The organism is Streptomyces amritsarensis, from assembly GCF_001953875.1.
Lineage (GTDB): Bacteria > Actinomycetota > Actinomycetes > Streptomycetales > Streptomycetaceae > Streptomyces > Streptomyces amritsarensis.
The window spans coordinates 1-22,648 of the sequence record NZ_MQUR01000029.1; the positions used below are offsets into that span (position 1 = coordinate 1).

At 72.6% G+C, this 22,648-nt stretch carries 20 protein-coding genes; 5 read left to right on the top strand and 15 right to left on the bottom strand.

Going from position 1 to position 22,648, the window contains the following annotated elements; genetic code table 11:
- Positions 1 to 223: 223 nt before the first annotated feature.
- Complete coding sequence (locus tag AVW11_RS14925; protein ID WP_076044223.1) at positions 224 to 1,813, bottom strand: RDD family protein; 1,590 nt, start codon at positions 1,811 to 1,813, stop codon at positions 224 to 226.
- Positions 1,814 to 2,070: 257 nt separating this feature from the next.
- Here AVW11_RS14925 and AVW11_RS14930 point away from each other — a divergent pair, with 257 nt between their 5' ends.
- Entirely contained in the window at positions 2,071 to 2,550 is a 480-nt protein-coding gene (locus AVW11_RS14930; RefSeq protein ID WP_030856131.1) for an SsgA family sporulation/cell division regulator, read from the top strand.
- 83 nt (positions 2,551 to 2,633) lie between these two features.
- Here the strand turns inward: AVW11_RS14930 and AVW11_RS14935 are convergent, their stop codons facing one another.
- On the bottom strand, positions 2,634 to 4,016 hold the full coding sequence (locus AVW11_RS14935) for an FAD-binding oxidoreductase (protein WP_076044224.1): 1,383 nt from the start codon (positions 4,014 to 4,016) through the stop codon (positions 2,634 to 2,636).
- Between the two features lie 96 nt (positions 4,017 to 4,112).
- On the opposite strand from AVW11_RS14935, the gene AVW11_RS14940 reads away from it, so the two are divergent.
- A complete protein-coding gene (locus AVW11_RS14940; protein ID WP_234362366.1) occupies positions 4,113 to 5,618 on the top strand; it encodes a tetratricopeptide repeat protein in 1,506 nt (501 codons plus the stop codon).
- 510 nt (positions 5,619 to 6,128) lie between these two features.
- Here AVW11_RS14940 and hppD read toward each other — a convergent pair.
- Positions 6,129 to 7,283 (bottom strand): 4-hydroxyphenylpyruvate dioxygenase, encoded by a 1,155-nt coding sequence (hppD, locus tag AVW11_RS14945; RefSeq protein ID WP_030847375.1) that lies wholly within the window; start codon positions 7,281 to 7,283, stop codon positions 6,129 to 6,131.
- A gap of 142 nt (positions 7,284 to 7,425) precedes the next feature.
- Between hppD and AVW11_RS14950 the strand changes: the two genes are divergently transcribed.
- The 3 genes from AVW11_RS14950 to AVW11_RS14960 all read left to right on the top strand — a co-directional run bounded on the left by AVW11_RS14950 (position 7,426) and on the right by AVW11_RS14960 (position 9,865).
- Complete coding sequence (locus tag AVW11_RS14950; RefSeq protein WP_030847378.1) at positions 7,426 to 7,908, top strand: Lrp/AsnC family transcriptional regulator; 483 nt, start codon at positions 7,426 to 7,428, stop codon at positions 7,906 to 7,908.
- Between the two features lie 36 nt (positions 7,909 to 7,944).
- Complete coding sequence (locus AVW11_RS14955) at positions 7,945 to 8,454, top strand: winged helix-turn-helix domain-containing protein (RefSeq protein ID WP_076044225.1); 510 nt, start codon at positions 7,945 to 7,947, stop codon at positions 8,452 to 8,454.
- Between the two features lie 76 nt (positions 8,455 to 8,530).
- Complete coding sequence (locus tag AVW11_RS14960; protein ID WP_107423278.1) at positions 8,531 to 9,865, top strand: MFS transporter; 1,335 nt, start codon at positions 8,531 to 8,533, stop codon at positions 9,863 to 9,865.
- Here the strand turns inward: AVW11_RS14960 and AVW11_RS14965 are convergent.
- From AVW11_RS14965 to AVW11_RS15020, 12 genes are all read right to left on the bottom strand, one after another.
- Positions 9,795 to 10,592: a S16 family serine protease gene (locus tag AVW11_RS14965; protein ID WP_107277742.1), complete on the bottom strand. Its 798-nt coding sequence runs from the start codon at positions 10,590 to 10,592 to the stop codon at positions 9,795 to 9,797. The two genes, AVW11_RS14960 and AVW11_RS14965, sit on opposite strands and share 71 nt — an antisense overlap.
- Before the next feature lie 184 nt (positions 10,593 to 10,776).
- The gene (locus AVW11_RS14970; RefSeq protein ID WP_030662724.1) at positions 10,777 to 11,418 is read right to left on the bottom strand and encodes an IclR family transcriptional regulator; all 642 of its coding nucleotides are present in this window, start codon (positions 11,416 to 11,418) and stop codon (positions 10,777 to 10,779) included.
- A 395-nt stretch (positions 11,419 to 11,813) separates the two neighbouring features.
- Positions 11,814 to 13,598 (bottom strand): DEAD/DEAH box helicase, encoded by a 1,785-nt coding sequence (locus tag AVW11_RS14975; RefSeq protein WP_076044226.1) that lies wholly within the window; start codon positions 13,596 to 13,598, stop codon positions 11,814 to 11,816.
- 134 nt (positions 13,599 to 13,732) lie between these two features.
- On the bottom strand, positions 13,733 to 14,128 hold the full coding sequence (locus AVW11_RS14980; protein WP_076044227.1) for a type II toxin-antitoxin system death-on-curing family toxin: 396 nt from the start codon (positions 14,126 to 14,128) through the stop codon (positions 13,733 to 13,735).
- Entirely contained in the window at positions 14,125 to 14,325 is a 201-nt protein-coding gene (locus AVW11_RS14985) for a ribbon-helix-helix domain-containing protein (protein ID WP_060180412.1), read from the bottom strand. Before AVW11_RS14985 ends, AVW11_RS14980 begins: the two co-directional genes overlap by 4 nt.
- Positions 14,326 to 14,377: 52 nt before the next feature.
- Positions 14,378 to 15,826 (bottom strand): MFS transporter, encoded by a 1,449-nt coding sequence (locus AVW11_RS14990; RefSeq protein WP_076044228.1) that lies wholly within the window; start codon positions 15,824 to 15,826, stop codon positions 14,378 to 14,380.
- A gap of 270 nt (positions 15,827 to 16,096) precedes the next feature.
- On the bottom strand, positions 16,097 to 16,654 hold the full coding sequence (locus AVW11_RS14995; RefSeq protein WP_076044229.1) for a hypothetical protein: 558 nt from the start codon (positions 16,652 to 16,654) through the stop codon (positions 16,097 to 16,099).
- Positions 16,654 to 18,939 carry a hypothetical protein gene (locus AVW11_RS15000; protein ID WP_076044230.1) on the bottom strand — a complete coding sequence of 762 codons (2,286 nt, stop codon included), beginning with the start codon at positions 18,937 to 18,939 and terminating at the stop codon, positions 16,654 to 16,656. The genes AVW11_RS14995 and AVW11_RS15000 overlap by 1 nt, the downstream gene beginning before the upstream one ends.
- A 9-nt stretch (positions 18,940 to 18,948) precedes the next feature.
- Positions 18,949 to 19,374, bottom strand: a complete 426-nt coding sequence (locus tag AVW11_RS15005) for a hypothetical protein (protein WP_060180417.1) — start codon at positions 19,372 to 19,374, stop codon at positions 18,949 to 18,951.
- 36 nt (positions 19,375 to 19,410) lie between these two features.
- Positions 19,411 to 20,586, bottom strand: a complete 1,176-nt coding sequence (gene mycP / locus AVW11_RS15010) for a type VII secretion-associated serine protease mycosin (protein ID WP_076044231.1) — start codon at positions 20,584 to 20,586, stop codon at positions 19,411 to 19,413.
- A 21-nt stretch (positions 20,587 to 20,607) separates the two neighbouring features.
- A complete protein-coding gene (locus AVW11_RS15015) occupies positions 20,608 to 22,047 on the bottom strand; it encodes a WXG100 family type VII secretion target (protein ID WP_076044232.1) in 1,440 nt (479 codons plus the stop codon).
- Positions 22,047 to 22,577, bottom strand: coding sequence for a hypothetical protein (locus AVW11_RS15020; RefSeq protein ID WP_206281903.1), 531 nt, complete (start codon positions 22,575 to 22,577; stop codon positions 22,047 to 22,049). Before AVW11_RS15020 ends, AVW11_RS15015 begins: the two co-directional genes overlap by 1 nt.
- Between the last annotated feature and the right edge of the window lie 71 nt (positions 22,578 to 22,648).

Here is a 22,648-nt window from a genome sequence, read left to right on the forward strand (position 1 = left end):
GCGGGCCGCCGCTTCCCGGGGGCGGCGGTCCGTACGGCGAACCGCCCGACGGAGGCGTCGGTTCCTGGGGCTTCTTGCGGAACGGGTCTTCCTCGGGCGGCTGGCCCGGCGGCGGCTGGTCGGTACTCATGGCCCGAGTCGAACCCGGGTCCGCCGTCCCCGCAACGGGACCGCGTCCATTCGGGGGGAGCGGCACCCGGGACGAACCTTGCCGGTCACCGCACTAGCGGGCCACGTACGTCTTGGCGGCCTTGTCGTGCCAGCCCTGGCGGCGGGGTCGGTTCACCAGGCACCACAGGCTGCCGGGCAGGCCCAGGAAGGCGTACACGAGCCAGCGGACCAGGGCCGCGCCGAAGGACGGCGGGCGCAGGGTGGCGGTGGCCAGCACCCGGACCCCCAGCAGCTTCTTGCCCGGGGTGCGGCCCCAGCGGGCGGTGGGCAGCACCTCGTAGAGCACGCCGAAGAGGAGGACGGCCCCGAGGACCAGGCCGAGGCTGCCGGCGATGGTCGAGTCGAACAGCCAGACGGTGGTGGTGCGGCCGCTCGCCCGGGCGGCGTCCACCTTCGCCTGGACGTGGGCGGCGGCCCCGGGCACGAGGGGCCGGGCCACGGCGGCGGCGACGGCGCCGAACACGAGGGAGTCCAGGACCCGGGCGAGCGTACGGCGCACCAGCCCGGCGGGGCGCACGGCCCGGTCGGCCATCCGCTCGAACACCGCCCGCGGCGTCGCGGCGGGGCGGCCGGTACGGGCGCCCGCGCGGGCCTCCTGCGATCCGCGGGGCTCCCAGCCCCCGGGCTTCGACTCCGGCTCCGGCTGCGCCGGGGCGGCGTCCGCGACGGGCTGCGGAACCTTCGGGCGGACCCCGGCGGGCCGGGGTTCCCACACCTCGGGGCGGGCGGGCGCGGGCGCGGCCGGACGTTCGGGGGCGGGGGCGCCGGTGGCGGCGGCGGGGGCGGGAGTGCGGGCGGGGGCGGTGGAGGGTGCGGGGGCGGGAGTACGGGAGGGTGCGGGGGCCGGGGTCGCCTCGGGCCAGGCGGAGGTGACCCCGGTGGGGCCCGGGCCACCCGTTCCGGGGGCGTCGGGCCACGCCGGGGCCGCGGGGGCCGCCTGGACCGCTCGGGCCGCCGGGGCCTGCGCGGCCGGGGAGCGGGCCGAGAGGATGCCCGCGGAGGACTGCGCCGGGAGTCTGGCGGGCTCCGGTGCGGCGGACGGCGTACGGGCCAGGGAGATGCCCGCGGACCGGCCCGACGGCCGGCCCGGCTCCGGCGCGGCCGCCGGCGCGGGGGCCGGTGCCGGTTCCGATGAAGGGGCGGGGGCCGGGGCGTGTGCGTGTGCGGGTGCCGGGGCCGGGGCGTGTACCGGATCGGCCTCGGGTTCCTGCGGGCTGCCCCACGACACCCGGCGGTCGCGCGGCCCGCCGAAGCCGGCCTGGTGCACGGGGTCGGCCTGCCACACGGGCGCCTGTGCGGCCGCGGGCTCCGCAGCCGGAGCGGGCCCGGGGGCGCGTGCGGGAGCCGGCGCGGGCGCGGGTTCCGGGAGCGCCTCGGTCATGGAGGTCTCGTCCAGGAACACCGGCCCCGTCTCGTCGGCGCGGACGGCGGGCGCGGCGACGGGAGCCGGGGCGGGGAGCGGGCGGACCGGGGCGGGAGCGGGCAGGGGCGTGGGGACGGGTGCGGGCGCCGCCGGGGCAGGGCGGCTCGTACCCGGGACCCAGGCCGCGCCGTTCCAGTACCGGATGTACCCCGGGATGGACGGATCCGGGTAGTAGCCCTCGCGGGCCGCGTGCTCGCCGTCACCAGGGGAGGCCGTCATGTCCCCAACTCCGATCGTGGCTTGAGGCTTGTGCAAGGGGAGGACCATAGCCAAGAACCGCCCCCCGACAGGTCCGGTAACGGGAGAATCCAAGCCATTGAGCGAACGTCACTCCCCACGGCGGTTTTCGGTCAGCCGACAGGATCCGGCCAATCTCGCGTTCGTCGCCGGAAGTCGCGTCATACCCGGGCACATCGGAGCTCTCTGCGGGTGTGGGGTGCCATCCGGCCCCCCGCACCGACCGAAGTGAGGCCGTCATGCACCACCCCGTCATCGAGCGCGAGCTGGAACTGAAGCTGGTCCTTTCACCGGAGCGCAGCATCCCCGTCCCGGCGCGCCTGCTCTACCTCACGGAAGACCCGTACGCCGTCCACGTCACCTTCCACACGGGCTCCAGCGCCCCGGTCTACTGGACCTTCGCCCGCGAACTGCTCGTCGAGGGGGTGTTCCGTCCCTGCGGGCACGGCGACGTCCGGATCTGGCCCACGAAGGTCGACAACGAGACGGTGCTCTGCATGGCGCTCAGCTCCCCCGACGGCGACGCCCTCCTGGAGGCTCCGGCCCTCGCCGTGTCGGCCTGGCTGGAGCGGACCCTGCGGGTCGTGCCGCCCGGCAGCGAGTCGGAGCGGCTCGGCCTGGACGCGGCGCTGGCCGAGCTGCTCACCCCGACCCCGGCGGACGACCTGTGGCTGCGCGATCCGTGGCCGTCGGACGAGTCGGCGGACGGGGACCTGTGATGACGCACGGTCCCCGGACCCCCGGCGGCGGCCGCAGACCGGGCGGCCGCCGCGGGCGGGGCGGCCACCTCCGCCTCATACGCTCAGAAGAGCTTGCCCGGGTTGAGGAGTCCCAGTGGATCGAAGGCCTGCTTGACGGCGCGCTGCATCTCCACTCCGACCGGGCCGAGTTCACGCGCCAGCCATTCCTTCTTCAGGACGCCGACCCCGTGTTCGCCGGTGATGGTGCCGCCGAGGGAGAGGCCGAGGTCCATGATTTCGCCGAAGGACCGGCGGGCCCGGCGCGTCTCGTCCTCGTCGGCCGGGTCGAAGCAGACGATCGGGTGGGTGTTGCCGTCGCCGGCGTGCGCGCAGACGCCGATGACCAGGCCCTGGGCGCGGGCGATGGCGGCGGTCCCGTCGAGCATCTCCCCGAGCCGCGAGCGCGGCACGCACACGTCGTCGATCATCGTGGCGGGCCGGAGCGCCTCCAGGGCGGGGAAGGCCATCCGGCGCGCCTGGAGCAGCAGTTCCGACTCCGCCTGGTCCTCGGCGGGCACGACGGCGGTGGCGCCGGCGGCGGCGCACAGCTCCCCCACGGCGGCGAGGTCCTCGGGGGCGTGCGGGGTGTCGAAGGCGGCGAGCAGCAGCGCCTCGGTGGCCTCGGGCAGGCCCATCTTCCCGAGGGTGTTGACGGCGTGGACGGTCGTACGGTCCATCAGTTCCAGCAGGGAGGGCGTCAGTCCGGCCTCCATGACGGCGCAGACGGCGTCGCAGGCGGCGGCCACGGAGGGGAACTCGGCGGCCAGGGCCAGCTGCCGGGGCGGCGCCGGCTTGAGGGCGAGGACGGCCTGGACGACGATGCCGAGGCTGCCTTCGGAGCCGACGAAGAGCCGGGTGAGGTCGTATCCGGCGACGCCCTTGGCGGTGCGCCGGCCGGTGCGCAGCAGCCGCCCGTCCGCCAGCACGACGTCGAGGCCGAGCACGTACTCGGCGGTGACCCCGTACTTGACGCAGCACAGGCCGCCCGAGGCGGTGCCGATGTTGCCGCCGATGGTGCACTGCTCCCAGCTGGAGGGGTCGGGCGGGTAGCACAGCCCCTGTTCGGCGACGGCCCGTGAGAGGACGGCGTTGACCACGCCCGGCTCGACGACGGCGATCCGGTCGACGGCGCTGATCTCGAGGATCCGGTCCATCTTCACCAGGGACAGCACGATGCAGCCGTCGGAGGCGTTGGCTCCGCCCGACAGGCCCGTACGGGCGCCCTGCGGGACCACGGGGACCCGCAGGGCGGTAGCGGTGCGCATGACGTGCTGCACCTGTTCGACGGTCCGGGGCAGGACGACGACCGCCGGGGTGCCGGCGGCGCAGAAGCTGGCCATGTCGGTGGCGTAGGAGGCGGTCACCTGCGGGTCGGTGAGCAGGGCGTCGGCGGGGAGCCCTTCGAGGAGGCTCGCTCGCAGGCGTGCGGAGAGGTCATCATCCATGGGGCCAGCGTGGCAGCCGGGGCCATCGGTGTGAACACGCCCGCGCACGTCTTCGGACATCTCGGCGCGCTCTTCATATTGACGCACAGTGACCCCATGGACCGTTTCGACGAGGATTCGCAGACGCCGGCGCCGCCCGTGACCTTCACCGGCCGCAAGACGCTCGTGGCCGCCGGGGTGGCGGTGGTCCTGATCGCCGGGGCCCTGTTGATCCGGCCGGCCCGGACCGGTGACGACGCCCGTCCGCCGGGGCCGAGCGAACGCGCCGCCACGGCGGTGGGCATGGGCGCGCCCGCCGCGGCCGCGGACGTGGTGGCGCTCGTGGCGGACCGGGAGAAATGGGTGGCCTCGCACGCCGACGACGACGCGTCGTGGGCGGTCCTCGGCTCCGCCTACCTGGAGCAGGCGCGGCGGACCGCGGACTCGGCCTGGTACCCGAAGGCGGAGAAGGCACTGAAGCGGTCGCTTGAGGTGCGCCCCGCGGAGAAGGGCAACTTCGACGCGATGACGGCGATGGGCTCGCTGGCCAATGCGCGGCGGGACTTCGGGACCGGCAGGAAGTGGGGCGAGCTGGTACGGGCGCAGGCGCCGCGGCGGTGGACGGCGTACCCGGTGCTGGTGGACGCGTACACGGGGCTCGGCGACTACAAGGGCGCCCAGAAGGCGATGGAGGTGCTGCTGGAGCTGCGGCCGGGGCTGGCGGCGCACGTCAGGGCCTCGCAGGTGTACCGGGACCGGGGCTGGCGCGAGGACGCGGTGGTGTCGATGGAGTCGGCGGCGGCCGCGGCGAAGGCTCCTGCGGAGAAGGCGTACGCGCTGTTCCGGCTCGGTGAGCTGTCGTGGGAGCGGGGCGACCCGGTGGAGGCGCTGCGCCAGTACGAGGGGGCGCTGCGGACGGATCCGGCGCAGGCGGAGGCGCTGGCGGGCCGGGCGCGGGCGCTGGCGGCGCTGGGGCGCGGCGGGGAGGCGGTGCGGGACTACCGGATGGCGTTGGGCCGGACGCCGGTGCCGCAGCTGGCGCGGGAGCTGGGCGAGCTGTTGGAGTCGCTGGGCCGGGAGGAGGAGGCGCGTGCGCAGTACGAGGCGGTGGAGACGATGGCGGTCCGGGACGGCGCGAACGGGGTGGACGACGACGTGGTCCTGGGCCTGTACGAGGCGGATCACGGGGATCCGGCGGCCGCGGTGCGGCGTCTGTCGCAGGAGTGGGAGCGGCACAAGAGCATGCAGGCCGCGGACGCGCTGGGGTGGGCGCTGCACCGGGCGGGTGATCACACGGCGGCGCTGGAGTACGCGAAGAAGGCGACGGAGCCGGGGCTGCGCAGTGCCGACTTCGCCTACCACCGGGCGATGATCGAGCGGGCCCTCGGCGACGAGGCGGGGGCGCGGCGGCACCTGCAGGAGGCGCTGCGGACGAACCCGTACTTCTCACCGGTGCGCGGGCCGCTGGCGAAGGAGGCGCTGGCGGCGATCGGGCAGCCGCCGCCGGGCGGCCCGGAGCACCTTCAGCCGGTCACGCCGTGGGTCGAACCGGAGCTCCCGAAGCCCAACCCCCAGCCGTCGCCGAAGCCGTCGGCGAAGCCGTCCCCGTCAGCCACTCGCTGACGCGCCGCACCCGGCGCGGTCGAGGTGCCTGCGGGGCCCGCCGGGCCGCAGGGCCGACGACGGCGCGGCCCGCGACGCGCCGCAGGCGGCCAGGGCCTGCTCCGCGGCGGGGCCTCCCCGTCACCCCGGCGCGGCCCGGCGCAGCCGTGCGGCCCGGACGCATGGCTCGGCACGGCCGGGTGGGGCGGCCCGGCGCAGCCGTGCGGCACCGGCTCGGCGCAGCCGGGTGACACGCGCGGCGCAGCCGGGTGACACCGCTCGGCGCCGCCGTAGGCACGCTCCGGCACGGCCGGGTGGCACGGCCCGGCGCAGCCGGGTGACACGCCCCGGCACGGCCGGCGTGGGCGGCGGGGGTGGGGCCGCGCGTGCGGCCCGGGGCGCGGGCGGGCGCCGCGCCGGCCCACTCCCCTCCGGAGGGCACCACGCGGCGGCGTGTCGCCACGCGCACCGGGCCGACGGCAGCCCGAGGCCCCCGGCCGGAGCCGGGGGCCTGAAGGCATGCGTGCAGCCTCAGAGGTTGCCGCGCTTCTCCTGCTCGCGCTCGATGGCCTCGAACAGCGCCTTGAAGTTGCCCTTGCCGAAGCCCATGGAGCCGTGGCGCTCGATGATCTCGAAGAAGACCGTCGGGCGGTCCTGCACCGGCTTGGTGAAGATCTGCAGCAGGTAGCCGTCCTCGTCGCGGTCGGCGAGGATCTTCAGCTCGCGCAGCTCGTCGATCGGCACCCGGGTGTCGCCGACCCACTCGCCGAGCGTGTCGTAGTAGGTGTCCGGGACGGACAGGAACTGGACGCCCGCGGCGCGCATCGAGCGGACCGTGGAGACGATGTCGTTCGAGGCCAGCGCGATGTGCTGGACACCGGGGCCGTTGTAGAACTCCAGGTACTCGTCGATCTGCGACTTCTTCTTCGCGATCGCCGGCTCGTTGATCGGGAACTTGACCTTCTTGGTGCCGTCCGCGACCACCTTGGACATCAGCGCCGAGTACTCGGTCGCGATGTCGTCGCCCACGAACTCCTTCATGTTCGTGAAGCCCATGACCTTGTTGTAGAAGGCGACCCACTCGTTCATGCGGCCGAGTTCCACGTTGCCGACGCAGTGGTCGATGGCCTGGAAGGTGCGCTTGGCGGGGCCTTCGACCATCGGCTCGACGGCCACGTAGCCCGGCAGGTAGGGGCCGGTGTAGTCGCCGCGCTCCACCAGCGTGTGGCGGGTCTGGCCGTACGTCGCGATCGCGGCCAGCACGACCGTGCCGTGCTCGTCCTTGACCTCGTACGGCTCGTCCAGGCCGCGGGCGCCCTGCTCGACGGCGTAGGCGTAGGCGGCGCGGACGTCGGGGACCTCGATGGCGAGGTCGATGACGCCGTCGCCGTGCTCGGCGACGTGCTCGGCGAGGAAGCGGCCGTGGTCGGTCGTCGCCTTGATGACCGAGGTCAGCACGAAGCGGGCGGAGCCGTTCGTCAGGACGTAGCTGGCCGTCTCGCGGCTGCCGTTCTCCGGACCGGAGTAGGCGACGAGCTTCATGCCGAACGCGGTCGAGTAGTAGTGCGCGGCCTGCTTGGCGTTGCCGACGGCGAAGACGACCGCGTCCATGCCCTTCACCGGGAACGGGTCCGCCTCACGCGCGGTGTGCGGGGTGGTTTCGAGGTTCGCCAGAGACTCAGTCATGAGCGCAGATTCCCGCCGATCCACAAGCTGCGCAATAGTTCCCTGAATGACTGTACAAAGTGCACAGCCTGGCCGGAGGATGGCTGAAACATCTGTGCACTATGACCACCCACGGGCACGTGTGGGGCACCCGGAGGCATCCATGGGCATCGACGATCTCGACGGCCGGCTCATCGTCCTGCTGGCCCGTGAGCCCCGGATCGGGGTGCTGGAGGCCTCGCGCCGGCTGGGCGTGGCCCGCGGGACGGTGCAGGCGCGCCTGGACCGGCTCCAGTCCACCGGGGTGATCCGCGGGTTCGGCCCGCAGGTCGACCCGACGGCCCTCGGCTATCCGGTGACCGCCTTCGCGACGCTGGAGATCAAGCAGGGGCAGGGGGCCGACGTACGGGCACACCTGGACGGCGTCCCGGAGGTACTGGAGCTGCACACCACCACCGGGCACGGGGACATGCTGTGCCGGCTGGTGGCGCGCTCGAACGCCGATCTCCAGCGCGTGATCGACCGCGTCGTGGGCTTCGACGGGATCGTCCGGGCCTCGACGGCGATCGTGATGGAGAACCCGGTGCCCTTCCGGATCATCCCGCTGGTGCAGCAGGCCGCGGAGGACGACGCCCGGCCCCAGTGACGCGACGGGGCGCGAAGGCCTCCGCACAACAGCCCCATGCGGATGCGGCTGCTGGCCGCGCTGCGCCGGGAAGGCCCGGCCACCGCCTCGCAACTCGCCGAGCGCTTCGGGGAGTCCAGCGGATCCACCAGCTACCACCTGCGCCAGCTCGCCGCACACGGCTTCGTCGAGGACGCGCCCGGGCACGGCAAGGGCCGGGAGCGCTGGTGGCAGGCCGTGCACGAGGGCACCGGCTTCGACGGGTCGCTGATCCACGACGCCGACCCGGCCACGAGCGGCGCGGCAGCGGTCTTCCTCCAGACCGTCGCCGCGAACCACGCCCAGGAGGTCTCCGCCTGGATCTCCGAGGCCCAGGAGCGGCTGGGCCGCTGGGAACGGGGCGCCGATCTCAGCGACTTCACCCTGCGGCTGACGCCCGGGCAGAGCGAGGAGCTGGTCGGCCGCCTGCACGACCTGGTCAACACCTACAGGGGCTTTCCCGAGACCGAGGGCACCCGGACCGTCCGTATCCACACGCACGTCCTCCCGGGCCCCGCGTCCGAGTAGCGGCCCCCCGTCCGGCTCCGCCCGCCCCACCCGCTGCCGCACCGCGCAACCAGCCGCCGCACCGAAGGAGTTCGCCGTGCCCGCCGTCGCCCCTGCCCGCAGCCGGCCGTTACGCTCCGCGAGCCGGCGTCCGCTGGCCGCCGTACTGGCCGCCAACGCCGTGTCCACAGCCGGCAGTTCACTCACCCTCATCGGCGTCCCGTGGTTCGTCCTCCAGACCACCGGCAGCGCCGGCCGGGCCGGGGTCGTCGCCTTCTGCGCCACCCTGCCGGTCATCGTGGCAGCCCTGGTCGGCGGACCGGTCATCGACCGGATCGGCCGCCGCCGGGTCTCCGCCGCCTCCGACCTGGTCTGCGGCCTGTCGGTCGGCACGATCCCGCTGCTGCACCACCTGGGCCTGCTGGAGTTCTGGATGCTGTGCGCGCTGATGGCCGTCGGCGGCCTCGTGCACACCCCCGGACTGACCGCCCGGGGCGTGCTCCTGCCGAACCTCGCCGAGCACGCCGGCACCCCCCTCGCCCGGGCCGCGGGCCTCTACGACGCGGTCTCGCGCGGTGCGCGGATGGTCGGGGCCGCGGTGGCCGGCGTACTGATCGCGGCGTTCGGCGCCGAGACCGTGCTGCTGCTGGACGCGGTCACCTTCGGGGTGTCGGCGCTGCTCGTGTGCGCCTTCCTGCGCGGCGTCCCGGCCGCCGAGCCGCAACGGGCCGCGGGCAAGGTCTCGTTCGCCGCCTATCGGGCCGAACTCGCCGAGGGCTGGGCGTTCCTGACCCGCTCCCGGCTGCTGCTGGGCATCACGGTGATGGTCATGATGACCAACGGCCTCGACCAGGGCTGGTCCTCGGTCCTGCTGCCCGTGCACGGCCGGGACGTCCTCGGCGGCGCCACCACGATCGGCCTGATGATCTCCCTCTTCGGCGGCTTCGCCCTGCTGGGCGCCCTGCTCTACGGGGCGTGGGGCGAGCGGTTCCCGCGCCGGGCGGTGTTCGCGGCGGCCTTTCTGGTGTCCGGCGCGACCCGGTACGCGGTCGCCGCGCTCACCGACACAGCACTGCCGCTCGCCGTGACGATGGCGCTGGCCGGGCTGGGCGTGGGCATGCTGAACCCGATCCTGTCCACGGTCATGTACGAGCGGGTCCCGGAGGAGCTGCGCAGCCGTGTCGCGGGGGTGACCACGGCGGGCTGCGAGCTGACCATGCCGGTGGGCGGACTGGCCGCGGGCCTGCTCGTCGACGGCTTCGGGGTGGGCACCGCGCTGCTGCTGTTCGGCGGCACGTACCTGCTCACGACGCTCGCGCCGCTGGTCTTCCCGGCCTGGCGCGGGATGGAGTGGCCGCAGGTCAGCAGGACGGGGCCGGCTCTCCCCGGTTCAGTGCGCGAAGAGCGTTCACCGCATCCGTCAGCGAAGTGACGGGCACCAGCTGCAGCCCCTCGGGCAGCTCCGCCTGCGCGTCCGCGCACTCGTCCCTCGGTACGAGGAACACGCTGGCCCCGTCGCGCCGTGCGGCCTGGGTCTTCAGGGCCACACCGCCGACGGCGCCGACCTTGCCGTCGGCGGTGATGGTGCCCGTGCCGGCGATGTTGCGGCCGCCGGTGAGGTCGCCGCCGCTGCCGTCGCCGTCGAGCTTGTCGATGATGCCGAGGGAGAAGAGGAGCCCGGCGCTCGGGCCGCCGACGTCGGCGAGGTTGAGCTCGACCTTCACGTCCTGGGGGTCCTTGTGGAGGAAGCCGAGGGCAGCGGCGGCGGCGGCCGACTGCGACGTGGCCATTTCCTCCAGATTGTGCTTCTCGATCTCCTCGTCGCTGCCGCCGGAGGAGTACACGGCCTCCCGGGGCAGGACCGCCTGGTCGGTCTTGAACCAGTGGCCGGCGAGCTCGGGCAGCGTCATCGTCGAGGACGGCCCGGTGGCGCGGATGGTGGTCATCCGCAGCTGGCCCTTGGTGTCCCGGACGGGTGCCCCGGAGACGGTGATGACGGGCTTGCCCTGGTCGGACCCCAGTACGTCGGCCGTCAGCCCGGGCACGGCGACCACGAAGGGCAGCGGCGCGAAGGCCGCTGCGGCGAACAGCCCGAGCACGGGCACGGCGCAGACGGCCAGGGCGGCGGGACGCGGCAGACGTGTGAGGCGAGAGAGCACCCGCCCAATCTATCCGCCCCACCAGCCCCGCAGACGCCCGCAGCCCCCGCCGCGCGTTCCGGCCCGGCCGCACTGTTCGGCGCCGCCGGCGTGTGAGGCGCCGGGCCCGGGGCGGGCAGAGCCCCCGCGACGGCGCCGCACCCGGCACCACACAGGAACCCGGGGAATCCGCCGGGCCCTCGGCCTAGCGAAGGGCGTCGGCGACCTCACGCGCCGCGTCGACCACCCGCGGCCCGACCCGCTCCGGCACGGCGTCGGCCAGCATGACGACGCCGACGCTGCCTTCCAGCCCGCTGATGCCCACCAGCGGCGCCGCGGCCCCGCTGGCGCCCGCTTCGAGCTCGCCGTGGGTCAGCGTGTACCCCGGCTCGATGAGGGAGCCCTGACGGGCGGCCAGGATGGCCCGCCCGGCGGCGCCCCGGTCCAGCGGGTGGCGGAAACCGGCCCGGTAGGCCACGTGGTAGTCCGTCCAGGTCGGCTCCACGACGGCGACGGCGAGCGCCTCGGTGCCGTCGACGAGGGTCAGGTGCGCGGTCGCGCCTATGTCCTCGGCGAGGGACCGCAGCGCGGGCAGGGCCGCCTCGCGCACGAGCGGGTGCACCTGCCGGCCCAGTCTCAGGACCCCGAGTCCGACCCTGGCCCGGCCGCCGAGGTCGCGGCGGACCAGGGCGTGCTGTTCGAGGGTGGCGAGGAGCCGGTAGACGACCGTGCGGTTGACGCCGAGGCGGTTGGAGAGCTCGGTGACGGTCAGACCGTGGTCGGTGTCGGCGAGCAGTTTGAGGACTCTGAGCCCTCTGTCGAGAGTCTGGGAGGTTTCCGCGGTCACGACGCCTCTCCCTCTTTCGGTGAGCGGCGGTGACTCTCGGGGTGGCACGCCGCCGGTCCCACGGCGGCGCACAGGAGAGGCCGCCGGTAGCGGCCATTGCACCGGCTGCGCTCCCGCGGCGGCGCTGCCACGGTGCGTTCGATGCGGGGAATGTAGCGAGCAGGTCCGCTCAGCGGAAGGGCTCGTCCAGAATCCGGGCGCGAGCTACCTGTTTGTGCCGTTTCCTGATCGCCTCAAGTGTCGTTTCGTGACAACGATTCGTACAGGCGCGCAGATGACGGGACGAGCACGGGGTCCGTGCGAACCTCCGCACGGACCCCGTCCCACGTTCTGGGCGAACCCACCGAATCCACTGAACCCACCGAATCCGCCGAACTCACCGCGCTCCCCGCAACTCACCGCATACGGGTCGCCCACTCCTGCACCTTCTTGATGCGCTCGCGGATCTGCCCCGCCGTCGCCTCCGCGCTCGGCGGTCCGCCGCAGACCCGGCGCAGCTCCGTGTGGATCACTCCGTGCGGCTTCCCGCTCTGGTGGACGTACGCGCCCACCATCGTGTTGAGCGACTTGCGCAGCTCCAGCAGTTCCTTGTGGGAAACGACCGGCCGCCGGTCGGCCGGCAGCTCCAGGAGGTCCGCCTCGGAGTCGGGCCTGCGCCGGCTGTGCGCGATCTGCCGGGACTGGCGCTTCTGCAGCAGCATCTGGACCTGGTCCGGCTCCAGCAGCCCGGGGATGCCGAGGTAGTCCTGCTCCTCCTCGCTGCCCGGGTGGGCCTGCATGCCGAACTCGGCCCCGTCGTAGAGGACCCGGTCGAAGACGGCGTCGGACTCCAACGCCTCGAAGGACATCTGCTCGTCCTCGCCGGTGTCCTCGTCCTCCTGCCGGTTCGCCTCGTCCATCTCCTTCTCGGACTCGGCGTACGGGTCTTCCTCGCCCTGCTTCTTCGGCCTGTCGAGCACGTGGTCGCGCTCGACCTCCATCTCGTTGGCGAAGCCGAGGAGGTAGGGGATGGTCGGAAGGAACACGGACGCCGTCTCGCCGCGCCTGCGCGAGCGCACGAAGCGTCCGACGGCCTGGGCGAAGAACAGCGGGGTGGAGATCGTGGTCGCGTACACGCCGACCGCGAGGCGCGGTACGTCGACGCCCTCGGACACCATGCGGACCGCGACCATCCAGCGGTCGTCGTTCGCGCTGAAGGTGTCGATGTTCTTCGACGCCCCGGTGTCGTCGGAGAGCACCAGCGTCGGCTTCGTCCCGGTGATCTCCCGGATGAGCTTGGCGTACGCGCGCGCCGAGTCCTGGTCGGAGGCGATGACGAGGCCGCCCGCGTCCGGGATGCCCTTGCGGACCTCGGTGAGCCGCTGGTCGGCGGCCCGCAGCACGTTGGGCATCCAGTCGCCGCGCGGGTCCAGGGCCGTGCGCCAGGCCTGCGAGATGGCGTCCTTGGTCATCGGCTCGCCGAGCCGGGCGGCGATCTCGTCGCCGGCCTTGGTGCGCCAGCGCATGTTGCCGCTGTAGGAGAGGAAGATGACCGGCCGGACGACGCCGTCGCCGAGCGCGTTTCCGTAGCCGTAGGTGTAGTCGGCGGAGGACCGCCGGATCCCGTCGTTGCCCTCCTCGTAGGTGACGAACGGGATGGGGTTGGTGTCGGACCGGAAGGGCGTGCCGGTCAGCGCGAGCCGCCGGGTCGCCGGGTCGAAGGCCTCCAGGCAGGCCTCGCCCCAGGACTTCGAGTCGCCGGCGTGGTGGATCTCGTCGAGGATCACCAGGGTCTTGCGCTGCTCGCAGCGGTTGCGGTGGAGCATGGGGCGCACGCCGACACCGGCGTAGGTGACGGCGACCCCGTGGTAGTCCTTGCTGAGCGGACCCGCCGAGTACTCGGGGTCCAGCCGGATGCCTATCCGGGCGGCGGCCTCCGCCCACTGCTTCTTCAGGTGCTCGGTGGGCGCGACGACGGTCACCTGCTGCACCACGTGGTGGTGGAGCAGCCAGGAGGCGAGGGTCAGGGCGAAGGTGGTCTTACCTGCGCCGGGCGTGGCGACGGCGAGGAAGTCGCGGGGCTGGTTCTGAATATAGCGGTCCAGCGCTCCCTGCTGCCAGGCGCGCAGCTTGCTGGCGGTGCCCCACGGGGCACGGCCGGGGAAGGCGGGTGAGAGGTGGTGGGAGGCGGTAGTAGTCACGGTCTCCGGTTCGTGCTCTCGGCGTACTCGGTACGGGGCAGGCGGTCGTACGTAGGACAACCGGGCCACCTTACCGGGGCGGGCCCGCCCCTCGCGGAGGGACAGGCCCGTGACCTCGGGCGGTGCGGCGAGCGTCACATGGAGCGCAGCCGGTCGGCGATCCGGGCGGTCTGCGTCTCGTGCCCGGCCGCCACGTCGATGACCAGGTCGTAGGCGAGTTCCTGGTCCGCGTCGGCGAGGTCGACCCCGTTGACCGCCAGGAAGGTCGCGGCCGCAAGCCATGCGGTGCGCTTGTTCCCGTCGACGAGGGGGTGGTTGGTGGCGATGCCGTGGAGCAGGGCGGCGGCCTGCTCGTAGACGTCCTCGTAGGCCGCCGTCCCCAACATGCGGGCCCGCGGCCGGTGCACCGCGGACTCCAGCAGGCCGGGGGCGCGCAGCTCGACGGGCTGGTCCTGGGCCAGGCAGGCGTGGCGGGCGAGGTCCAGGACTTCGGCGAGCGTGAGGTGGCGGCGGGGCCCCGTGGTGTTCACCGGCCGAGCCTGCGCAGGAGGGGGGCATGCTGTTCGGCGAGCCGTCCGGCCGCTTCCGCGATCTTCTCCCGCTCGGCCCGCAGGTGGGCCCGTACGGCCTCCTGTACGACGTCTTCGGGCGTGCGCCCGGTGGCGTCGGCGAGGTCGCCGAGCTCCGCCCGGTCGGCGCCCGGCAGCCTGATGGTGATCTCGTTCATGGACGGAAACGTAGCCGCCGGGCCGTGCCGGGGCACCGGGGTTTTCGGGGGCTCAGTCCTTGGCGGGCTCCAGCCGGGTCGCGACCCACGCCCCGACCAGTGCCACGCACGCCATCGGCAGGAACACGACCGTGAACGCGGCGGGGTGCGAGGCCCCCGCCCCGCCCGCGGTCACCGCGTGCGCGGCCCCGACCGCTCCCCCGCCGAGCGCGGCGAAGGCGGCGCCGCCGGCGGCGAGCAGCACGACGTTCGCGAGGGCGTCGGAGATCTGCAGGGCGGCGGAGTTGGCGCCGACCTCCTGCGGCGCGGACAGCTTCAGCAGGAGCACGCTCGTGGAGCCGATCACCAGGCCCATCCCGAGGCATCCCACCGCCCAGGCCAGCGCCAGCGTCCACACGGGGACGGACTCGACGAGCACGGCGGGCGCGGCGGCGATGGCCAGTGCCACCAGCACCATGCCGATCACCATCAGCCGCTGCCGGTAGGGGGCCGTCCGCCCCTGCGACTGCACCCACGAACCGCCCGCCCAGGTCACCCCGCCGAGCGCGAGGGAGAAGCCGGCCATCGTCGGGCTGAGCCCCCGCTGGGTGACGAGCATCAGCGGTACGAAGCTCTCGGCGGCGATGAACGCCCCCGCCGCGACCCCGCGCAGCAGCACCACGGACGGCAGCCCGCGCCGGGCCAGGTACGTCCCGCGCGGCAGCAGCCCGAGCACGGCCGGGACGAGCAGGGCCGCGCCGGCGATGCCCGGCAGCAGCGAGAGCCACCGCAGGTCCTGGGCGGCGTACTGCAGCAGACCCGCCCCGACGGAGATCCCGAGCGCGAGCCGGATCCGCCGCCGGTCGAAGACCGCGGGCCCGCCGCCGACGGGACCGGAGGCGGAGCGCCGTATCGCGGGCAGCGCGACGACGAGGGGGACGGCCACGAGGGCGGGGATGCCGAGGAACACCCACCGCCAGCCGAGGTGCTCGGTGACCGTGCCGGAGGCGAGCGGCCCGACGATGGAGGGGACGACCCAGCTGGCGGCGAAGGCGGCCATGATCGCGGGCCGCAGCCGCTCCTCGTAGGCCCGGCTGACGACGACGTACAGCGCGACGATGACCAGCCCGCCGCCGAAGCCCTGCACGGCGCGGCCGAGGACGAACACCCACATGGCGCCGGCGGTCCCCGAGACCACCAGCCCCGAGGCGAACGCGGCGATCCCGACGGTCAGCGGCCTGAGCGGCCCCTGCCGGTCGGCCCACTGCCCGGACAGGACCATGCCGAAGAGGCTGGTGGTGAAGTAGGCGGAGAAGGCGAAGGCGTACAGCCCGATCCCGTCGAGCTCGCGGGCGGCGACGGGCATGGCCGTACCGACGGCGGTCGCCTCGAAGGCGATGAGGAAGACGACCGAGATGATCCCGATGCTGAGCGTCCGGTACGCGGGCCCCATGACCCCGCCCTGCGGTGGGGTGGGGAGGGGTGCGGTTCTCGGGGGCACGCGGGGTTCGAGGGCGCTCATCGCCCCAGAGTAAGGTGCACAGCCCCGTTTCGACCCTGTCCGTTCGACCGATCCCGGCCTCGGCCCCGGGTCCTAGGACCACGCCCCGTCCGTGAACGCGGCATGGCAGCCCTGTTGCAGCCCGGGCCGTCTCCTTCCCCGGCCGGCGGCCGCCCGCGTACGGTCGAGGACATCACCACAGCCGTGCGCGCCGGCCCTCCGGACCACGGCACGGGCGGAGCCCGCCCGGGGCCAGGCGCACCCCCGGGCGGGCTCGGTCTCTTTTCCGGCTCACACCCCGCACTGGGTCTGCTGCTTGGCGGACTCGAGGTACTTGGTCATGAGCGAGGTGAACAGGGCACGGGACGTACCCGGCTTCATGTGCTCCACGGAGCCGCTCAGCGACAATTCCAGCTCGAAGGAGTCCTCGGCCCCCTTGCAGGTGAGGGCGACGCGGGCACCCGTGTCCCACAGGAGCCCCTTGTCGCCGAGAGCGAGCGGCTCGGGCGCGGGTTCACTCTGGTCGGTCGGGGGCCAGAAGAAGCTCTGCCCCTGAGGCTGGCGAGTCGCCGCGACCAGGACACGGCCCCTGCCGTCCACATCGACGGTGCAGGTGGCCGCGCGGCGCTGCGGGGTCAGCCGGGCGTCGGCGGGACCGGACACGGTCACCGTCTCCCCATCGCCCATCAGAGGTTCCAGGTCGGAGCGGGTGAAGACGCCGAAGCAGGTGCGCTCCGGCAGCTGCGGCGCCGCCGCCTTCTTCTCCTCGGCGCACCCCGCCAGCGCGGTCGTCACAGCCAGCGTCCCGGCGAGCAGGAGTGCGGTACGGGCGCGGGGGGCGCGGCCCATCAGGAGCCGCCGTTCGACGTGACGACCTGACCGCGGCCGACCGCGTGCGCGTTGGCCGTCTGCGCCGCGGCCGTGCCGGCGAGGGCGTCGATGCTCCGCTGGTTCATGCCCGTCCCCTCCGCGGCCTTGCGGACCGATTGCGCGGCGGATTCGCCGGCTTCCACCTGGGCCTGCGTGTAACTGAGTACGGCTTCGTGGTCGGCATCGCCCGCCTTGCTCGCCTGGTCCTTCTTGGCCCGTTCGACCACACTCTCCGCGATGTCCTCCTGGAGCCATTCCACGACGTCTCCGGCGAGCGGCACCATCTCCAGGTACTTGCCGCCCGCGGCGCTGATGACGCGGTTGACCCACTTGGCGTTGTCCTCGACGCCCTTGACGTACTCCTCCGCCGTGTGGCCGTTCTGGGCGAACGTCCCCTCGGCCCTGGCCTCGGAGAGGATGCCCGCGATCTGGCCGCCCGGGTGGACGGCGACCGTGATCGCCGCGTCGATCTCCTCGTACTCGGCACGGTGCGCGATGACGTCGTTGATGAGCGTCGTGGTGAACGCCCGCTGGGCGTTGGTGATGGCTCCGTACGCGTCCGGGTCCTGCGCCACCGCGCCGACGAACGCCGCCATGTCGGCCTTGTTGAACTCGGCCATCACACCGTTGGCCTTGATCAGCCGACTGGTGTTGTCCGCCGCGGCCTGGATGTCCGGCATGTACTCCGCGGCCATCTGCCCGAAGTGCCCGGACAGGCCGTTCAGCGGGCCCGCAGGGTCTCCCGGCTTCGCGTCGACCAGATCCGGATCGTCGCCGATCTTCTCGACGATCCGCTCCATGACGGCCGTCATCGCCCCGGTGTGCGGTACGGGCTTCGCCGTCTCGTCGTCCGGTACGCGCCCCGAAACGGCTGCCATCAGGGCGTCGCCGAGGGCCTGCTGGGCCGGGCGCAGGTCGCCGCGTGGGGTGATGTCGAAGCCGTCCATGTACGGCTTCTTGTCGAGCATGTAGTCGACCATGCCCCGGTCCTTGCCGTGCTGGCCACCCACCGGCTTGTCGTCCTTCGTGACGATGCCGTCCTTGTTGCTGTCCTCGCGGACCGGCTCGTTGAAGAAGGCCGTCGCCGCGTCCGGGTTGTTGCCCAGCGCCTCCATGAGCCCGGTCAGGGGGTAGAAGCCGCGGCCGCCCTCCGGCCCCTGGTTGAGTACGGTCTCCAGCCCGATCGGCGTGTGGAACTCCCAGGCCTGCGGGTCCTTGCGGTCCATCGCGACCATGTCGCGGCCGACCGAGGTCAGGAACTCCGTGTCGTACTTCCCCTCACGCAGCAGCGCACCGAGGGCCTGGTAGCCGTAGATCTGCCGGACGCCGCCGAAGACGTCCATCTCCTTGCGCCCGGCCTTCATCAGCTGGGTCGTCCAGGCCGCGTCGAGGTGGCCCGGCACGTCCTTGTGCGTGGCGAGGCCGAGCATCGCGCCCAGGTCGCTCTGGATGTTCGAGACCATGAGCGCCCGGTCCTTGCCGGCGGCGCCCAGGCTGGTCGCGTCCAGGGACATCGCGGAGTACATCTGCAGGGTGCCTTCGGCGCCGATGGTCCGGAACAGGCCCGTCGAGAACTCGGGGTCGTCGCGGTTGTCGTCGAGGAGCTCCTCCAGCTCGCGCAGCGCCTCGACGTTGCGGGCCGTGCCGCCGGGGCCGGTGACCTTCTTCATCAGGTCGGCTGCGCGGGACGCTTGTTCGGCGTCGAGGGTGGTGAACTTCGGTCCGCCGAAGTCGTGTTCGCCGGTCGTATTCGCCTGGAGAACGCGGACCAGGGAGTCGTCGGCGTCCTGCGCGTTCTCGACGGCCCGGTTGACCTGGGACTGCCAGGCGTTGCGGTTGGCGTTGAGGGTCTGCTGGTAGTCGGGGTCGTGGCGGGCCGCGTTCCGCTCGGCCTCGGTGGGCAGCGGGATGGCGCTGACCCGTCCGCTGTCATCGATCCGGAAGCCGGCCGCCGGGGCCTCCGCGGCGAGCCTCTTCAGTTCGTCCTGGGCGGCCTTGAAGGTGGCGTGCGCGTCGGCGAGGACCTGGTGCATCCCCTTGGCCGCCTTGGCGGCGTCCTCGAACTCCTTGGCGGTCTTGTCGACGAACCCGCGTGCCACCCCGGCGGTGATCCCACTCCACTCGGCCTTGTCGGACTTCGCCTTCATGCCGTTGCGGGCGGCCTCGGCCATCTCGTCCAGCTTGCCGGCCATGGCCGTCCAGTCGGTGACCGCGGTCCGGAGCTTGTCCAGGGGGGCGTTCATCACGTTCTCGTACGTCAGCATGCGGGCCGCCTACGTGAGGTACTTGTCGATCGCGGACGCCGTGAAGTCGGCGTGGAGCTGCTGCTCGTCCTTGGCGTGGGAGGAGAGCGAGTAGTTCAGGCCGTTGGAGATGTTGGCGCAGGCGGCCACGAGGGTCTTCACCTGGGTCTCCCAGAGGTTGCCGGCCTTGAGCAGGGCGGCCCCGCTCGCGAACCCTTCCCTGGTGAGGGCCCCGGCGGCCTCGGTGGTGGCGGTGGCGGCGTGCTTGCCGTCGGTCTGCAGGCGGGTGTGCAGCTTGTACGCCTCCGAGCCGACGGCTCCGATCTGGTCCTGGTGGAACGCGAGGTCGGCGCCGCCGGTTCCGCCCCCGGGGTCGGCGGGGGCCTGGTTGAGCCGCATGGCGGCGTTGGAGGAGGCCGTGGCGCGGGCCGCCGACCACTCTTCGTCGAACGACATCGCGTGAACCTCCGGGTCGGGACGGGTCGGATCAGGTCAGCGGTTGCGGCGCACGACGACCGCGGTCACGGCCCCGCCGATGAGCACACACGCCCCGAGCCCGAGCCCCACCCAGAGCAGGGAGCTGCCGCTCTTCTTCTCGGCGGCGGCCTGGGGGGCGGGCGAGGAGGGCGTGGCTGCACCGTCGGGGGACGCAGAAGGCTTACTTCCGCCGGCCGCCGCGGCCAGGTCGGGCAGCGGATAGACATCGGCAGGACCGGGGTCCCCGGGCGTCTGCACCGCGATCCGGGGCCGGACGATGCCGTAGCCGACGTAGTCGTTGCGCTGAGACCCGTCGACGGGCTTCCCCGCGGTGTTCAGGAGCACGCGCAGGACCTGGTTGTTGGTCCACTCGGGATGGGTGGACCACAGGAGCGCGGCGGAGGCGGAGGCGAGGGCGGAGGCATCACTGGTTCCGTGCGTCTTACAGAGCCCCGTCTTGCCCTTGCAAGCCGAGACAATATCGATGCCGGGTGCCGCCAGATCGATCTGTGGTCCGTGCTGCGATTCCTTGGTCGGCTCGCCGTTGCGGTCCACTGCAGCAACCCCAACCACGCCGGGCGTCGCAGCCGGGTATTCGATCAAATTGGTGGCGTCACCCGTGTTACCAGCAGCTGCAAAAATCAGCTTTCCTTTGGAAAGGGCATACTCCACCGCGTCGGCACGAGCCCGATCATCCTCCGGCTTTCCGGCTAGCCCTTGGGAGATATTAATGACCTTGGCTTCCGAGTCAGCAGCGAATCTGATCGCGGCAACCAGATTGGGAGTCGTCGCTTCCTCGAACTGGTCCGGCACTCGGATAGGCAAAATCTTGACGCCAGGGGCCAGGCCATATGAGCCATCTCCACTTGGGTGCTTCCCGGTAGCCCCAATCATCGCGGCCATGCTGGTTCCGTGACCCAAATAGTCGTTGTCTCGACCAACCTCCGCGTCCGCAACAGGGAACGCTTTACCTGGGAGTACTTGACCTTCGAGCTCGGGGATCTGGTTGACACCGGTGTCGATCACCGCAACGGTGACCCCCTTGCCATTTGTCATCTTCCAGATTTCGTCAGCCTTCATGGCGTCGAGATGCCACTGCTGCGATCGGATGGTCTCCGCGTGGGCCGGGGTCGTGGCGACCCCGGCCAGCAGAAGGCCCAACAGGGCCGCGGTCGCCTTGCGCATGTGCATCCCGTACAACGTCCGTTCTGCTCAGTCGATCACGGGCGGGGCGACACGACGGGTGCCCTGCCAGGTCTCTTCGTCCTCGGTCAGGTAGTCGGGACGTGCGCTCCCCTGGTTGTCCCGAGGCCTGCCGGAAGGCTGCGCGCCTGCGTGGCCCATGGCTGCGGCGCCGTTACGCACAAGACCGGAGCCGCCTTGGGTGAACGGCTGGCCTGTTGTAATCGGGCGGCCGACCGTCCCGGCCTGACGCCCCCCGACGACACCACCCTGCTCCGACGCCAGTCGGCGGCCGGCCGTGACGCCACCCTGGCCCCCGCCGTAGGGGCCGCCAGCGCCGTATCCCATGCCGCCGCCCATGGGACGGCCCGCCTGAGTGCCTTCGCCGATGACTGTGCCGCGAGGAATGCCGGAGGTCGGTCCGGTGGACGTCACCGGACGACCGCCCGTGATACCGGCGTCACGCGGGGGCAACCCCGGGGTGCCGATGACCTTGCCGCCCGGAAGGCCCGGACCACCGGTACCCGGGTAGGGGCCGAGGCCCGGCGGAGTCCCGAGGGGACCGGACCCCTTCAGGCCAGCGACCGGCGGAACGGCCACAGGGGGGACGAAAAGGCCGGGCGTGGGCGTGACAGGACCAGTGGTCGGCGGGAGACCAGGCGTGGTCGCTACGGGAAGTGCAGTCGGTGGCGGAAGCGTGCCGACGGTGTCGAGGTCCACGTTCACCTCGCGATCCGGCGTCGACGGGGCCGTGGCGTCCGGCCTCGGCTGGCGTCCAGCCGAGGCGAGATCGGCTGATCCCCGCCCCGAATCACCCGACGTCCCGTAGGAGGGCCCGCCCACTCCGGCCTCACCGACGTATGCGGACTGGCTGCCCCCTGGGCGAGCCATGTCTTCCCCACCCGTGTGGTCTACGGGCACGAACAAACCCGGCGGCGGCGGGAAGGTCGGGATCTCCGCTTTGTCCATCTGCGTCGACGACTGCTCGTACGACCCGGACAGCTTGTTCATCGCGTCCACAGCCCGCGCGTGGTCGCCGCTCAGCTTCGACCAGGCCTCCTGGCCGAGCTGCACCGCATCCGGGTCGTTGCGGTACTCGCGGGACGTGGCGAGGTCCTCCTTGAGGCTCGCCTCAGCCGACGCGCTGTACTTCGGCATGTCCCCGGTGCCGTTCTTCGGCTTGACCTCGCGCATGACCTGGGCCGTCTGCGTCAGGTACTTGCCGCCCGCCTCGCTGTAATCGGCCAGGACCAGCGTGGCACTTCCCGCCTGGTTCACCCAGTTCTGGAATGCCTCGGCCGCTTCGCCCTCCCAGCCCTTGACCTTGTGCTTCTTGAGGTTTTCGCCGATCTCCTTGATCGTCTTGGCGGCCTCGGTGAGCTGCGTTCCCCGGGCGCTGACGGCCTCGTCATCGAGGGCGGCGATCATCGCGTAGAGCTGTGCGTGCGTGTAGCTCTCAAATCCGCTCATCAGAGGACGCCGCCCTTCTTCGTGCCGTTGGGCTGCGGGGTGCTGGGTGCGGGCTGGACGCCTTCGACTGTCTTCTCCGCGTACGGGTCACGCTTCGGGTCGTACTGGTCGTGTGCCTGCTTTGCGAGGAGGGCCATGCGGCGCTTCGTCTCCTCGTCCACCTCGCTGTACCCCTTGCCGGCGGACTGGACCGCGATGCCCAGGGCCTCGATCTGCACCGCCAGCGCCTTCGACAGCTTCTGTAGCTCCGAGTGGACGGTGGTGTAGGACTTGTTGAGCTTCTCGGCGGCGGGGAAACCCGTGCCGAGGACTCCCGCCGGCAGTGCGCCATCCGCCAGGGTCCCGTGGTGCGCCGGGGATTCTTGAAGCTTCGTCAGGAGTCCGTCGACCAGTTTCTGGTAGCCCTTCAGGTCGTCGTATTCGATCTGCAGAGCCGCAGCCCGCGCCTGGGCGTCCGCCTGGGCTCTGATCGACGCCGCGACGTCCCCGGACAGGTCTACCGCCAGAACTCCGCCGTTGTCCTCCGCCACGATGGCCTCCCCGACTCCGCGTCTCCCCGTGGTCGCGGCGCCCCGCGCCGCTCCCCGTCCCCGTTCGCACC

What these genes read in the sequence shown, in the direction of transcription:
- AVW11_RS15005 (WP_060180417.1), bottom strand. Translation starts at nt 19,374, where the DNA reads ATGTCGTTCGACGAAGAGTGGTCGGCGGCCCGCGCCACGGCCTCCTCC.
- AVW11_RS14995 (WP_076044229.1), bottom strand. Translation starts at nt 16,654, where the DNA reads ATGGGCCGCGCCCCCCGCGCCCGTACCGCACTCCTGCTCGCCGGGACG.
- AVW11_RS14990 (WP_076044228.1), bottom strand. Translation starts at nt 15,826, where the DNA reads ATGAGCGCCCTCGAACCCCGCGTGCCCCCGAGAACCGCACCCCTCCCC.
- AVW11_RS14985 (WP_060180412.1), bottom strand. Translation starts at nt 14,325, where the DNA reads ATGAACGAGATCACCATCAGGCTGCCGGGCGCCGACCGGGCGGAGCTC.
- hppD (WP_030847375.1), bottom strand. Translation starts at nt 7,283, where the DNA reads ATGACTGAGTCTCTGGCGAACCTCGAAACCACCCCGCACACCGCGCGT.
- AVW11_RS14930 (WP_030856131.1), top strand. Translation starts at nt 2,071, where the DNA reads ATGCACCACCCCGTCATCGAGCGCGAGCTGGAACTGAAGCTGGTCCTT.
- AVW11_RS14940 (WP_234362366.1), top strand. Translation starts at nt 4,113, where the DNA reads ATGGACCGTTTCGACGAGGATTCGCAGACGCCGGCGCCGCCCGTGACC.
- AVW11_RS15015 (WP_076044232.1), bottom strand. Translation starts at nt 22,047, where the DNA reads ATGAGCGGATTTGAGAGCTACACGCACGCACAGCTCTACGCGATGATC.
- AVW11_RS14935 (WP_076044224.1), bottom strand. Translation starts at nt 4,016, where the DNA reads ATGGATGATGACCTCTCCGCACGCCTGCGAGCGAGCCTCCTCGAAGGG.
- AVW11_RS15000 (WP_076044230.1), bottom strand. Translation starts at nt 18,939, where the DNA reads ATGCTGACGTACGAGAACGTGATGAACGCCCCCCTGGACAAGCTCCGG.
- AVW11_RS14950 (WP_030847378.1), top strand. Translation starts at nt 7,426, where the DNA reads ATGGGCATCGACGATCTCGACGGCCGGCTCATCGTCCTGCTGGCCCGT.
- AVW11_RS14925 (WP_076044223.1), bottom strand. Translation starts at nt 1,813, where the DNA reads ATGACGGCCTCCCCTGGTGACGGCGAGCACGCGGCCCGCGAGGGCTAC.
- mycP (WP_076044231.1), bottom strand. Translation starts at nt 20,586, where the DNA reads ATGCACATGCGCAAGGCGACCGCGGCCCTGTTGGGCCTTCTGCTGGCC.
- AVW11_RS14955 (WP_076044225.1), top strand. Translation starts at nt 7,945, where the DNA reads ATGCGGATGCGGCTGCTGGCCGCGCTGCGCCGGGAAGGCCCGGCCACC.